Source organism: Finegoldia sp. (assembly GCF_046991905.1).
Classification (GTDB): domain Bacteria; phylum Bacillota; class Clostridia; order Tissierellales; family Peptoniphilaceae; genus Finegoldia.
This window is the reverse complement of sequence record NZ_JBKWZF010000034.1, coordinates 1-13,983: the sequence shown is the minus strand read 5'-3', so window position 1 is coordinate 13,983 and position 13,983 is coordinate 1. Positions and strand designations below refer to the sequence as shown.

Below are 13,983 nucleotides of genomic sequence, written 5' to 3'. Positions count from 1 at the left end.
CAAATCATGTGATAGAAGCAAGCGGAGGTATCATTGCCGGCGATACAGCGATAGATCCGGGAACGCTGGATGCTCTTGAAGAAACGCTGATGGAAATGGAAGTCGGACCGCTTCTTGGTCTGTTCCTACAGTCGCTGATTGTGCAGATTACGATGTCGGTATTGTCGATTGTAATTTTCATCATCGTCTATGGAAGAATGATTGAGATTTATTTAATGACGAGCTTGGCTCCTATTCCGTTATCAACATTCGGAAACAGAGAACAAAGCCAAGTCGGACAGAACTATTTGAGGTCGCTTTTTGCATTAGGTTTTCAAGGTTTCTTGATCATGATATGTGTCGGTATCTATGCGGTACTGATCAGTGAGCTGGCATTAAGCGATGACATCATCATGTCGATATGGGGAATCATGGGTTACACCGTTCTGCTATGCTTTACGCTGTTTAAGACAGGAAGCTTGGCAAAGAGCGTATTCAATGCCCATTAAGGAGGTCGCAGATGAACAAATACAATGTAATCTATGCCGATCCCCCTTGGAGCTATCGTGTATGGAGCGACAAAGGAAAAGGACGCTCTGCGGAAAGCCATTATTCGACGATGAGCATTGAGGATATTAAGAAGCTGCCCATAGGAAAGCTGGCAGATAAGGATTGTGCTTTGTTTATGTGGATCACATTCCCTCTGCTTGAAGAAATGGGCGAGGTATTGAAGGCATGGGGATTCAAATACAAGACGGTGGCTTTCGTATGGATCAAGCAGAACAAGAAATCGGATTCTTTGTTTTGGGGAATGGGATATTGGACAAGAGCCAATGCAGAAATCTGCGTTTTGGCGACAAAAGGAAGTCCGAAACGATATTCCAAAGGGATTCATCAAGTCATCGTTTCCCATATTGAAAGGCACAGCAAAAAGCCTGAGGAAGCAAGAAAGCGTATAGAGCAGTTGATGGGCGATGTTCCTAAGATTGAACTTTTTGCAAGGGAAAAAGCAGATGGTTGGGATACTTGGGGGAATGAAGCACCTGATGGCATATCTATACCGGAATTGGAGGTGGTTTAAATGGCAGCGTATGTTCCGGTTCCTCGTGATCTGACACGAGTGAAATCGAAGATATTTTTTAATTTGACGAAAAGGCAGCTGCTTTGTTTCGGTGCGGCAGCAATGATTGGTTTGCCGGTTTTCTTTCTGTTAAGAATGAGTGGAAATGTCAGCTTGGCTGTCATCGGTATGATGATCGTCATGCTTCCGCTGTTCTTTCTTGCAATGTATGAAAAAGATGGACAGCCACTTGAAGTTATAGCGAAGCATTTTATCGAAAGCAAATTTATTCGTCCGAAGGAAAGACCATATAAGACGGACAACTATTATGCGGCATTGATGAGGCAGTGCCGGTTAGACAAGGAGGTAGAGGCGATTGTTTTCAATTCTAAAAAAGAAAAGATCGGCAGATATCAAACTGCCAAGCAATCTGACAAAAAAAGAAGAAAAAGAAATTAGAAAGCTGATAGAAAGTGCAAAGATATATGACGGGATTCCAAGAACTGCACAGCAGTCAATTCCTTTTCAAAGAATGTTTCCCGATGGCATTTGCAGAGTAAGGGACAATTATTATACAAAGACTTTGCAGTTTCAGGACATCAATTATCAGCTTGCCCAACAGGAAGATCAAAAGGCAATCTTTGAGGAATGGTGCAGTTTCCTTAATTTCTTTGACAGCTCGATTCATTTTGAGCTGTCTTTTATGAATATGAGTACGGACGCTGAAAGCTTTGAAAAGAATATCCGTATTCCTCATCAGAAAGATGAGTTCAATCCGGTACGAAACGAGTACACGCAGATGTTGAAGTCGCAGCTTGCCCGAGGAAACAACGGACTTACAAAAGCCAAGTATCTGACTTTTGGTATTGAAGCAGAATCCATGAAGCAGGCGAAGCCAAGACTGGAGCATGTGCAGACGGATTTACTGAACAATTATCGAAGATTGGGCGTTAGTGCAAAGGTGTTGAACGGAAAGGAACGATTGCAACTTATGCACTCCATTTTTCACATGGGAGATTTGGAGAAGTTTATGTTTGAATGGGACTGGCTAGTAGAATCAGGATTGTCGGTAAAGGATTTTATTGCACCGACTTCTTTCGGCTTTCATGGGAACCGAGTGTTTCAGATGGGAGAAGTCTATGGAGCAATGTCTTATCTTGCGATTACCGCTTCTGATTTAAGCGACCAGATGTTGAAAGATTTCTTGGATATGGATTCTTCGCAGATCGTTACCATGCACATTCAGTCGGTGGATCAGACTTCAGCTATCAAGAAAGTGAAGCATACAATTACGGAGCTTGATCGTTCCAAGATTGAGGAGCAGAAAAAAGCAGTACGCTCAGGTTATGACATGGACATCATTCCATCAGATTTGGCGACTTATGGAAAAGACGCAAAGGCACTCTTGAAAGAGTTGCAGAGCCAGAACGAGCGAATGTTCTTATTGACATTTCTTGTTATGAATATCGGTAAGACGAAACAGGAACTTGAAAACAATGTGTTTCAAGCAAAATCTATTGCTCAGAAGCACAACTGTATTCTAAGAAGACTAGATTACCAACAGGAGAATGCATTGATGAGCAGCCTTCCTTTAGCGAACAATCTCATTGAGATTCAAAGAGGATTGACGACATCAAGCACAGCAATCTTCGTTCCTTTTACGACGCAGGAGCTTTTTCAAAGTGGCAATGAATCTCTTTACTATGGACTGAACGCTCTTTCCAACAATCTGATTATGGTGGATCGCAAGAAATTAAAGAATCCTAACGGGTTAGTATTGGGAACGCCGGGTTCTGGTAAAAGTTTCAGTGCAAAAAGAGAAATTGCCAACTGTTTCTTGGCAACTGATGATGACATCATTATTTGTGATCCGGAGTCGGAATATACAGCACTTGTATATAAGTTCAATGGACAGGTAGTAAAGATCAGTCCGAGCAGTAAGCAGTTCATTAACCCGATGGACATCAATGCCAATTATTCGGAAGAAGATAATCCGATTGCATTGAAAGCTGATTTCATCTTGTCCTTATGCGAGCTTATCGTTGGTGGGAAAGATGGACTACAACCGATTGAAAAGACAGTCATTGACCGTTGCGTTCATCAAATTTATCAGCGATATTTTGAAAATCCGATGCCGGAAAATATGCCACTTTTAGAAGATTTATATCATGCACTGCTTTCACAGGAAGAAAAAGAAGCTCATCATGTAGCGACAGCACTTGAAATCTATGTCAAAGGCTCGTTGAACTTGTTCAATCACAGAACGAATGTAGATATCAATAACCGTTTGGTGTGCTATGACATCAAAGAGCTTGGAAAGCAGTTGAAAAAGATTGGAATGCTTGTGGTACAGGATCAGGTATGGGGACGAGTAACCGCAAACCGTAATGCCGGCAAAGCGACACGCTATTATATGGACGAGTTTCACTTGCTTCTAAAGGAAGAACAGACAGCAGCGTATTCGGTTGAAATCTGGAAAAGATTTCGTAAATGGGGAGGTATCCCGACAGGAATCACTCAGAATGTAAAGGATCTTCTGTTGAGCCGAGAAGTCGAGAATATCTTTGAAAACTCCGACTTCATCTATATGCTGAACCAAGCGTCCGGCGATAGGCAGATTTTAGCCAATCAGCTGAATATCTCTCCTCACCAGCTTTCTTATGTAACGCATTCCGGCGAGGGCGAAGGCTTGCTGTTTTATGGCAATGTAATTCTTCCATTTGTAGACAGGTTTCCGACTGACCTTGAGTTATATCGTATTATGACGACAAAATTATCCGAGGTAAGCGAGAAAGCTGAGGTGTAGCTGATGAAGAAAAAGACGACACGCTTAACATTTATGGAAGAAGATTTTCGTGATGATAAGGTGGTGAAAGCGCATCAGAAAGCAGAAAAAATCGCAGACAGGTCGGACAAGGCAAAAAGCAAGATTATTACTGACAAGGAAAAGGCAGCAACTCGTTCTGAAAAGCTGAGATTTGCTAAGGCTGAGGTGGCAACGGATAATATTAAGAGTCCATCAAAGCTGAAGCGAGCAGCCACGCTTGGAGGCAGTGCGGTGGTTTCTAAAGGCGTGCATGAGGTTTTTTCCAAGAATGAAGATGAAAATGCCGGTGTTGATTCAGCTAGGCAAAGCGGAAGTTTGGCAGAAACTTCGGTTCGCAGTTTGGAACAGGCTCATTACAGCCACAAGATGAAAAAATACAGCAAAGCAGAACGATTGGAAAAGAAGGCGGACAAAGCCAATATCAATACGCTTTATGAAAAGCAAAAAAGCGTAGAGCCTTCTTCCAATCCTTTTTCACGATGGAAACAGAAACAAGACATCAAGAAAGAATATGCAGTAGCTAAGACGGGGAAAGGAGCAAAAGAAACTGCCGGTACGACAAAGACAGCAACTAAGAATACGAAAAAATTCACTGAAAAGATCGGTGGATTTATATCGAAGCATTCTCATACAATTTTGCTCGTATTGGGATTCGGACTTGTTCTTACGCTGCTTCTTGGAGCATTTTCTTCCTGTTCCGTCATGTTTCATGGTGGTATGAATACGGTGCTTGGAACTTCTTATACAGCAGAAGATGAGGACATCATTGGAGCAAATGATGATTACAAAGCACTGGAAGCCGGTTTGCAGTCAAAAATCAATAATATTGAAAGCACCCACTCCGGCTATGATGAGTACCGATACCATTTGGACGAAATCAACCACAATCCTTATGAGCTGACTTCCTATCTGACGGTTAAGTTTGAGGATTATACCAGAGCAGAGGTGCAGGATACTTTAAGAGAACTGTTTGACCGTCAATATGAGCTTTCTATAAGGGAAGAAATTGAGATAAGAACGAGAACGGAAACAAGGACTGGAACAAGAGAAGTTACTGATCCCGAAACAGGAGAAACAACAACGGAAGAATATGAATATGAGGTTGAAGTCGAATATGAGTATCGTATTCTTCATGTAACGCTGAAAAACAAAGGACTTGGAACAGTCATTGCCGGTATGGGTATGAGTGATGATGAGATGGAGCGGTATGCAGTATTGCTTCAGACACGAGGTAATCGAGCATATTTGTTTGAAGATGATATTTACTCCAATTCGACCGGACCTTATACAGACTATGATATTCCGGGAGAGGCACTGACCGATGAAAAATTTGCCAAGATGATCAAGGAAGCAGAAAAATATCTCGGTTATCCTTATGTGTGGGGTGGTTCTTCTCCGTCAACAAGTTTTGACTGCTCCGGATTTGTTTCATGGGTAATCAATAACTGCGGTAATGGTTGGAATGTTGGTAGGCAGACTGCTGAGAGTTTACGAAGAATGTGCGATATTATCCCACCAAGTGAAGCAAAGCCGGGCGACCTTATCTTCTTTCAAGGAACTTATGAAACAAGCGGAGCTTCGCATATCGGTATCTATGTCAGCAACGGTATGATGATCCATTGTGGAAATCCGATTTCTTATGCTTCGATTGAAGTACCATACTGGCAGCAGCATTTTTATTGTTACGGAAGATTGCGTTAAGGAGGACATTGATGTTAACGAAATTAGACAAAATCAAAGCAGATTTAAACAAAGCAAGGACAAAGCGTGATGAGTGGGAACAGCGAGTAAAAGACCTTGAGAAGAAATACAAGGAAACGGAAAACACCATGATTCACGATATGGTTCATGCAGCAAACATTACACCGGAACAGTTGGCAGAGCTTATTCAAAAAGCAAATACCACTGTTCCTTTTAAAATTACGGAGGATATTGAAAATGACGATTAAAAGAAGATTTGTATTGCCGGTTCTCATGGCAGTAATGATTATGGACTTTAGTGCCGACAACAGCTTATGCTAAAGCAAGTGAGCAGCCGCCAGCGGAAACAACAGAAGAAAAGAAAGAAGAACCAAAGCCGGAGAAACCTTTGACACCAGATGGAAATCTTACACTAGTTGATGATGTAGGAGCTGAATCAAGCGTAGGCAAGCAGTTTGTAACTTTGGTATCGAAAAACGGTAACTATTTCTATTTGATTATTGACCGAGATGACAAAGGCAACAGTACCGTTCATTTCTTGAATCAAGTTGATGAAGTAGATTTGATGTCGCTGATGGAAAAAGAGGACGCAGAAAAGCTTCAAGCAGAGCTGAATCAGAAAGAAGAACCAAAAGTCGAGGAAACTCAGTCAGAAGAAAAAGTTGAGATTATAGAAGAACATGAACCAGATAAACCGATGAACTTGCTTCCAATCGTAGTGCTTGTGATTGTAATCATTGGTGGAGGTATCTTTGTGTTTATGAAGCTGAAAGAAAAGAAGAAAGCAGAAGAAACCAAACCAGATCCAGACGCTGATTACAGTGATGATGAACTGGACGAAGAAGAAGATGAGCTTGATTACTTTGAAATTGACGAAGAAGATGAAGAATCAGTGGAAAAGGCATAATAAAAAGGCAGTCGTGAAGACTGCCGATACATATCTGGATATAGAAAAAAGTGCTGAAATATGATAAAATAATTGATAGTTTGATGACAGAGGAGAGTGGTAAAATGCCTAAATACTTAGTAACTGAAGAAGAAGTGAAGAAGGCGTTAGATATTGATTCTTTTCGTAATATGTCGAAGTCTAAAATCATGGACTTCATTTCTTTAATTCCAAATATGGATAAGGATATTGCACTTGCTGCAATAAATCAATTTCCTGCGTATGTTGATATGACTGGAAATATGGTTAAAGAACTAATAGGGTTATGTGATTCTGCTTTAAAAGAGGCTGGAGCCAGTCATAAAGAATCTATTGAAGCTTATAAGTTGATTTTAAACACAATTAAAGATGATTTGGAACGAGATAACATAACTCCAGAAGAAAAGAAAGATGACTATGAAAAGATGATTCAAGTTGCTGATAAAATAGCTAACAAGGACAAGGAATTTAAAGAGTATATGAAAGATGTCCTAAAATATGGTGTAACATTCATGGGAGGAACTCTTATCATTGGTGCTTGCATTCTTGGAATAAATGTAAAAGGAGTAAATAAGTTACCCACTTTAAAGAAAAATTAGTAAAGTTAGGAGGGCTTAATTTGTCAAAGCTAAACATAGATCAAAAAACAATTAAAGAATTATTTTCAAATAAAAAAAGTGATTTTTTAATTCCAGATTATCAAAGACCGTATGCGTGGGGAGAAGATGAATGCCAAACATTATGGGATGATATATTTTCTTTTGCTTTTCCAGATGGTAACAAAGATAACTTTGATTCAGATAACGATGAATACTTTTTAGGACCGATTGTTACTTTTAAAAATGAGGAAACTGGTAAACAAGAAATCATTGATGGACAACAGAGATTAACTACACTAATGCTGTTGCTCAGAGCATTTTATTCAAGACTGTCTAAAATGAATGATGAAAATACAGTAAAAACAAAAGAAATCATTGCTTCATGCATTTGGAAAGTTGATGAATTTGATAATCCGGATAAAAATCGATTAAAAATCGATTCTGAGGTTTCAACTGATGATGATAAAGAAGAATTTATTTCTATTTTGAAGAATGGTGAAGCAACAAAGGATATGAAAAGTAAATATGCTGATACCTATAGATTTTTTGAAATTAGGATTCAGGAGTTTTTAAATGAATATCCTTCGTATTTTGCATTTTTACCAAATAGAGTATTAAAAAATTGTATTCTGCTTCCTATTGAAGCAGAATCGCAGGATACAGCTTTAAGAATTTTTTCTACTTTAAATGACAGAGGAAAGCCACTTTCTGATACAGATATTTTTAAAGCACAGTTGTATAAGTATTATTCTTTAAAAGGGGAAAAGGATGAATTTATAGCAAGATGGAAAGAGTTAGAATTGTTATCTGAACAAATCTTCAGTTCTCAGTCAGGTTCCCCTATGGACGAGTTGTTCACAAAGTATATGTATTATTTAAGAGCAAAACAAGGGAATCGTAAAACGACTACGGAGGCATTGAGAAAATTCTTCGAAAAGAATAGCTATGCTTTATTGAAAAATGATGATGCATTAGATGATTTAGAGTCGTTGGCAAGCTTTTGGTATTCAATAGAAACACAATCAGACAAATACTCTGAACGTGTATTGAAACAGTTGTTTATTTTGCATTATGCACCAAATGGTATGTGGTCATATTTCTTATCTGTTTATTTTATGGCAAATAGAACTGCTTCGAATGAACTTGATGAAGAAAAGTTATATTCATTCTTAAATAAGACAATCGCATTTATTTGGTCGTATGCGTTTATTCGTCCGGGTGTCAATGCGTTGAGAACTCCGATTTATCCGGAAATGATCAACATTGTAAATGGAGAAGAAATTTCATTTAGTGAATATTTATTAAATGAAAGTGAAGTAACAGCAGGTATTAAGAATTATATCTTTACAAATGGTCGTCCAATTACGAAGTCAATGTTAGCATGGTGGATGTTCCAAGATCCAAGTCAACAGCTGATAAAGCTTGATACTAAATTAGAGATAGAGCATATTTATCCTAAAAAACGCCAAGAAAATGAGAAGTCCTTGTCTGACAAGAATAATATTGAAAAGCTTGGAAATAAAGCTTTGTTAGAAGAGAATATTAATATAAGAGCTTCTGATTATCGTTTTGCCGATAAAGTGAAGTATTATAAAGGATTTTCAAATGATAAAGGAGTTTATAAGGAAGGAACAAAAGATAACGAGCTAATAAAAATGGCGACGCTGTATAATGATTATACAGAACAAAATATATTGGATAGAACGGAACAGATTTACACAGAATTTATTAGTTTTGTGAAAGAACAGAATTTGTTTAAGGTGTAGCATTTAATTGTCTTACATAGCAGTCTTGTACTAATTACAGTATGAGGCTGCTTTTATTTTTCCCTAAAAACGAAAGGAGTCGATGAAAATGAAATTAGTATTAGCAGAAAAACCATCTGTTGCTCAGAGTATTGCCAAAGTAATCGGTGCTACAAGCAGAAATGACGGATACCTTGAGGGCAACGGATATATTGTAAGTTGGTGTATTGGTCATCTGGTGGAATTAGTTGAACCGGAAACCTATGATGAAAAGTACAAGAAATGGACTTATGATGATTTGCCTATCATGCCAAGCAAGTGGAAATATGAAGTATCTTCTTCAACAAGAAAACAGTTTGGTATATTGATGAATCTGATGAAGAGAGAAGATATTGACAGCCTTGTCTGTGCAACGGACGCTGGGCGTGAGGGAGAGCTGATTTTTCGACTGGTCTATCATCAGTGCCACTGTACTAAGCCATTTGAAAGACTTTGGATTTCTTCAATGGAAGATAGTGCAATCAAAGATGGATTTAAAAACTTAAAACCTTCTTCAAATTATGACAAGCTGTATGAAGCTGCTTTATGTCGAGAGCGAGCCGACTGGTTAGTTGGTATCAATGCTACTCGACTTTTTTCTTGCCTGTATAAGCAGTCTTTAAATGTTGGGCGAGTGATGACACCTACGCTTGCGATGACAGTACAAAGAGAAGCGGCTATTTCTGCTTTTAATGAAGAAAGCTTTTATACGGTAGAAGTTGATTGTGATGGATTTACTGCAAGCAGTGAGCGTTATCAAGCAAAAGAAGAAGCTGAAGCAGACAGAAAGAAATGTGAAGCAAAGGAAACGATAGATGTCATCAAGGTACAGACTAAGGAAAAATCAGAAAAAGCACCTGCTTTATATGATCTTACAAGTTTGCAAAGAGATTCCAACAGACTGCTTGGATATACAGCAAAGCAGACGCTTGATTATGCTCAAAGCCTGTATGAAAAGAAGTTGATCACCTACCCTCGTACCGATAGCCGATTCATTACTGAAGATATGGGAAACGGTTTGTCAGAGCTGCTTAAATCGACACAAAAGTTCATCAAGAAAGAGCTTATTGAGGTTGAAACGAAGCAGATTATCAACAACAAGAAAGTAACAGATCACCATGCCATTCTTCCGACAAAAGAGATTGCCGGTATCAATATATCAGAACTTCCGAGTGGCGAGTTATCGATCTTGAATCTGATTTGTCATAGATTACTGGTATCTGTCAGCAAGCCTTATATCTTTGAAGAAACAACGGTGGAGCTTGCTTGTGGTGGCTTGCCTTTCAAATCCAAAGGAAAAACAGTTTTAAGCAAGGGTTGGAAAGCGTTGAATCCAAAGGAAGAAAAAGAGAAGAATCAGATTCCTAAGCTTAACGACGGAGATGTTTTGAATATTCAAAAGGCAGAAGTCAAAGAAGGAAAGACATCACCACCGAAACATTTTACAGAGGACACCTTGCTTTCAGCTATGGAGAATGCCAGTGCTGATGAAATGCCAAAAGAAGCAGAACGAAAAGGAATCGGAACACCTGCAACAAGAGCCGGAATTATCGAAAAACTGGTGCAGAAAGGCTATGTCAAACGAGTTGGCGATAAAAAGACAAAGAACCTCATTCCTACTGATGTTGGGGTTGCTCTTGTAACGGTTATGCCGGAGCAGATCCAATCGCCGACCATGACAGCGGAATGGGAAGAAAAACTTATCGGAATTGAAAAAGGAGAAATGGAGGGAGAAGCGTTTATGGAAGATATTCAAACAATGGTTAGAGATTTAGTAGGAACATACGAAGTTGTGAAAGGAGCAGATGTTATTATGCCAAATAAAAATCATGTAGTAGGTCGTTGCCCTCATTGTGGCAGTGAAGTAATCGAACGTCAGAAAGGCTGGTTCTGCGACAATAAGCAGTGCCGATTTGTGTTATGGAAAGACAATGCGTTCTTTACCTATATCGGAAAGAAAATCAATCCTCATATTGTCGATATGCTGCTTCGTGATGGAAAAGCAAGGCTCAAGGTTTGTAAGTCCAAGAAAACAGGTAAAAGCTACAATGCCGATGTGCTGTTAAGTACGGAAGCAGATGGCAGAGCAAAGTTTTCGCTGTCCTTTGAGCAGAAAGGAAAAAGGTAAGCTATGAGTAAAGAAATTCGATTTATTAACAGTAAATATGATGATTTGTTTCGTATTCCGGACGGAGCAACAATCCAGATTGAGTTTTCTAATGAGCCGGTTATCAAGACTTGCAAATATATTGATGATTATCATACCAAGATTGGAAGCGAGCTTTTTCACATCTGTCAGTTTGCAGAGATGATGGAGCGTGTCGGAGCAAAGTATTATCCGGAAGATGAGATTATGGACGAACAGACAGCATGGAAAGTCGGTCAGAATCATTATCTTGCCTTGCAGACTTCGGAAGATGGATATGACTACACTCTTTATGACAAGAACTTCAATGAGATTGATGGCGGTCAGCTTGATGATCCGGAGCTTACCATGAAAGAAGCCAGAAAAGAAATCTTAAATGACTTTAAGCTTGGCAGAAAGGATTTGGTGGCAATCGACTATGATGATTTGCTTGAAAAAGTGGAACAGATAGAAACCAAACAGATTTCTTCGGTGCTTGAGAAGCTCAAGAGCCATAAGCAATCCATTTTAGAGAATAAACAGTCATCAGAGATGTTCTTTGGTGAGGAAAGATAGGGGGAGCTACGATGAAAATAGAAAAATGGGACGAAATCAACGGAGCCAGCCATGAGAAAAAGTTAGAGGCATTTATCGAATCGACCAATGACTGCTATGCCATTATGCAGCTGAAAAGAACGGAAGAAACAGCAATGGAGAGGTTTGCTTCGATGACTGAGCTGAACTATTTGGGAAAGACGCCACAGATTGATCATTATGAAATCGTCTATGTTGCACCAATGGAATCAGCTGAACCGCAGAGTGTTCTGCTTGAAAGCTTATACGAAAAATTCAATCTTTATCACCCAGAGGATTTTCGAGGACACAGCTTATCGGTAAGCGACATCGTGGCATTGAAAGCGAATGATGTGGTATCTTGCCATTATGTTGATACGATTGGTTTTAAAGAACTGACGGACTTTATGAAGCCTGAGAACTATTTGAAAAATGCAGAAATGTCGATGGAAGATGATTATGGAATGATTGACGGTGTCATCAACAACGGAAAAGTCATGGATAGTCTGGAGAAACCATCGGTTTTAGAAAAACTGAAAGAACCGTCAGTCATAGGAGAAATCAAAAAGCCTTCCAAAGCACATTTGGAAAGAGAGCTGGAATGATGGAATTTACGCATGATGAAAAAATGCTGATACTGATTTATCAAACAGGAACAAGAAAAGATTTGATTAAAACACTAGAACAGATGAAAGCACAGCTTGACAATGATGAAACAGAGCTAAAGGAAATGAGTGAATCGCTTCTTTTGAAGCTGAACAAGATGAGCGACAAGGAATTTGACAGTCTGTGCTTTTATCCGGATTTTTAAGGACGGGAGGTTAGCAGATGAATCAAAAAGAAAAATACTATGCCGGCGTAGCTGCAAGAGCAATTAGAGAGATCTCAAGCAGCGTGGAATCATGGACTTCGTTTCTTACAACGATGGGAAAGAACTATGATTTCAATTATCCGGATCAAGTGATGATCCATGCCCAGCGACCGAATGCGACGTTATGTATGGAATTTGACCAGTGGAAAGAAGAAAAGTACCGATATGTAAAGCGTGGTTGATCCTTATTCGTTACGGGCGAAAGACCATATTTGGGTATGTATTTGATATGCAGATACTGGCAGCCGAAGAAATTCTCGTGAGCTTGAAAAACTGTGGAAATTTGATGACAGTCATCGTATTCCGATTCAGGAAGCTATGGAAAAAGCCTTTGGAGCGAAAAAAGAATGGAATATGGAAATGCAGCTTCAAAATGTTGCAGAAAAGCTTGCGGAAGAATATTTCAGCGACAGAAGAACCGAGATGGCTGACATCATTGCGGAATCTTTCTTGGAAGGTTATGATGAACTTAACCTAGAAGTAGCCTTTACAAGAGCAGTATCGACAAGCGTTGCCTACAGCCTTTATTCAAGACTGACGGATAATGCCGAAGCCTACTTTGATGAGGAAGATTTCAGAAACATCTTTGAATTCAACACAAGAAAAAGCGTCAATGCTTTGGGGACAGCGGTCAGCACGATCAGTAACGAGATGTTTCTTGAAATTGAAAAAACAGTGATTGCATTTGAACAACAAAAAGAGGTCGAAAGGAGCGAACGATATGACGACACAGATGAACTACAGCAAAGTTGGGGAATATTTGATTCCGGAGATTCAGTTACAGAATACAGAAGCGAAGCCATTAGGGAAGTACGCAAGAATGAGGAGAGCGTTCCTCAAGGAGAACAGACCGATGACTTACAACGACATGATCTTGACAGAAACACTGTTTCCGCACCTTTGGGAAGTGGACGAAACAGCGAACAAGAGAATGGAAGTGCTGATGAACCAGTTGCTAGAGAAGAATCCGGCACCGAGCAAGAAAGAGAACCAGATGTCTTGGGTGCAGCACATGAACGCACTAAAGGCACAAGCCGAAGAAGTGATTATGACGGAGTTAATCAACAATTAACCTTAGATTTGTTCCTTAGTGAGCAGGAACAGATCAGATGGATAGATGAAGCGGAGAGCGTAGAAACCAATGCGACCTTCGCTTTTTCTTTTGCCCAAGAAGATATTGATACCATTTTGATCCATGGAAGTAATACTGATAATGCCAGAATGATGGTTGCGACAGAATTTATGAAGCAGAAATCAGCCGATGAAATCGCTGAAAGATTGAAAACAATCTATCGTGGAGGATACGGACTTAAAACAAGCAGAGGTGCGGTTTCTGCTTGGTATGGAGAAGATGGTATTCACTTGGCTAAGGGAAAGACAGCAAGATATTCTAATACGAATATCATCACTTGGAACGAGGTGGCTGAGCGTATCGGTGAGCTGCTTGAAAACGGGCAGTTTGCAACTAATGTGGAGCTTGTTGAAGCGGCGAGCTTTGAAAAAACACAGATTGCTCAAAGGCTTTGGTATCTGATCCAC

The 13,983-nt window shown here is 39.5% G+C and carries 16 protein-coding genes; all 16 read left to right on the top strand.

Annotated elements, in window-relative coordinates; all coding sequences use genetic code 11:
• Window positions 1–488: VirB6/TrbL-like conjugal transfer protein, CD1112 family (locus tag ACLUJM_RS10285; RefSeq protein ID WP_412412773.1), on the top strand; the 488-nt coding region annotated here is incomplete at its 5' end.
• Between the two features lie 11 nt (window positions 489–499).
• On the top strand, window positions 500–1,060 hold the full coding sequence (locus ACLUJM_RS10280) for an MT-A70 family methyltransferase (protein WP_257363479.1): 561 nt from the start codon (window positions 500–502) through the stop codon (window positions 1,058–1,060).
• Window positions 1,061–1,498, top strand: a complete 438-nt coding sequence (locus tag ACLUJM_RS10275; protein WP_257277779.1) for a PrgI family protein — start codon at window positions 1,061–1,063, stop codon at window positions 1,496–1,498.
• Window positions 1,494–3,845 carry a VirB4-like conjugal transfer ATPase, CD1110 family gene (locus ACLUJM_RS10270; protein WP_412412774.1) on the top strand — a complete coding sequence of 784 codons (2,352 nt, stop codon included), beginning with the start codon at window positions 1,494–1,496 and terminating at the stop codon, window positions 3,843–3,845. The genes ACLUJM_RS10275 and ACLUJM_RS10270 overlap by 5 nt, the downstream gene beginning before the upstream one ends.
• A 3-nt stretch (window positions 3,846–3,848) precedes the next feature.
• Window positions 3,849–5,567: a CD1108 family mobile element protein gene (locus ACLUJM_RS10265; protein WP_412412772.1), complete on the top strand. Its 1,719-nt coding sequence runs from the start codon at window positions 3,849–3,851 to the stop codon at window positions 5,565–5,567.
• 11 nt (window positions 5,568–5,578) lie between these two features.
• Window positions 5,579–5,815 carry a DUF4315 family protein gene (locus ACLUJM_RS10260; RefSeq protein WP_412412771.1) on the top strand — a complete coding sequence of 79 codons (237 nt, stop codon included), beginning with the start codon at window positions 5,579–5,581 and terminating at the stop codon, window positions 5,813–5,815.
• 50 nt (window positions 5,816–5,865) lie between these two features.
• Window positions 5,866–6,474, top strand: a complete 609-nt coding sequence (locus tag ACLUJM_RS10255; RefSeq protein ID WP_412412770.1) for a DUF4366 domain-containing protein — start codon at window positions 5,866–5,868, stop codon at window positions 6,472–6,474.
• A 104-nt stretch (window positions 6,475–6,578) separates the two neighbouring features.
• The gene (locus ACLUJM_RS10250; RefSeq protein ID WP_412412769.1) at window positions 6,579–7,091 is read left to right on the top strand and encodes a hypothetical protein; all 513 of its coding nucleotides are present in this window, start codon (window positions 6,579–6,581) and stop codon (window positions 7,089–7,091) included.
• 20 nt (window positions 7,092–7,111) lie between these two features.
• Window positions 7,112–8,857 (top strand): DUF262 domain-containing protein, encoded by a 1,746-nt coding sequence (locus ACLUJM_RS10245; RefSeq protein WP_412412768.1) that lies wholly within the window; start codon window positions 7,112–7,114, stop codon window positions 8,855–8,857.
• 88 nt (window positions 8,858–8,945) lie between these two features.
• Window positions 8,946–11,003 carry a DNA topoisomerase 3 gene (locus ACLUJM_RS10240; protein WP_412412767.1) on the top strand — a complete coding sequence of 686 codons (2,058 nt, stop codon included), beginning with the start codon at window positions 8,946–8,948 and terminating at the stop codon, window positions 11,001–11,003.
• A gap of 3 nt (window positions 11,004–11,006) precedes the next feature.
• The gene (locus tag ACLUJM_RS10235; RefSeq protein WP_257277769.1) at window positions 11,007–11,576 is read left to right on the top strand and encodes an LPD16 domain-containing protein; all 570 of its coding nucleotides are present in this window, start codon (window positions 11,007–11,009) and stop codon (window positions 11,574–11,576) included.
• Between the two features lie 11 nt (window positions 11,577–11,587).
• Window positions 11,588–12,178: a YodL domain-containing protein gene (locus ACLUJM_RS10230; protein WP_257277768.1), complete on the top strand. Its 591-nt coding sequence runs from the start codon at window positions 11,588–11,590 to the stop codon at window positions 12,176–12,178.
• Window positions 12,175–12,384: a transposon-transfer assisting family protein gene (locus ACLUJM_RS10225; RefSeq protein ID WP_257363468.1), complete on the top strand. Its 210-nt coding sequence runs from the start codon at window positions 12,175–12,177 to the stop codon at window positions 12,382–12,384. Before ACLUJM_RS10230 ends, ACLUJM_RS10225 begins: the two co-directional genes overlap by 4 nt.
• 17 nt (window positions 12,385–12,401) lie before the next feature.
• The gene (locus tag ACLUJM_RS10220; protein WP_412412766.1) at window positions 12,402–12,626 is read left to right on the top strand and encodes a hypothetical protein; all 225 of its coding nucleotides are present in this window, start codon (window positions 12,402–12,404) and stop codon (window positions 12,624–12,626) included.
• A 539-nt stretch (window positions 12,627–13,165) separates the two neighbouring features.
• Window positions 13,166–13,516 (top strand): TnpV protein, encoded by a 351-nt coding sequence (locus ACLUJM_RS10215; protein WP_412412765.1) that lies wholly within the window; start codon window positions 13,166–13,168, stop codon window positions 13,514–13,516.
• Window positions 13,444–13,983, top strand: a 540-nt coding sequence (locus ACLUJM_RS10210) for a hypothetical protein (protein ID WP_412412764.1), incomplete at its 3' end; no start/stop codon positions are given. The genes ACLUJM_RS10215 and ACLUJM_RS10210, both read left to right, overlap by 73 nt.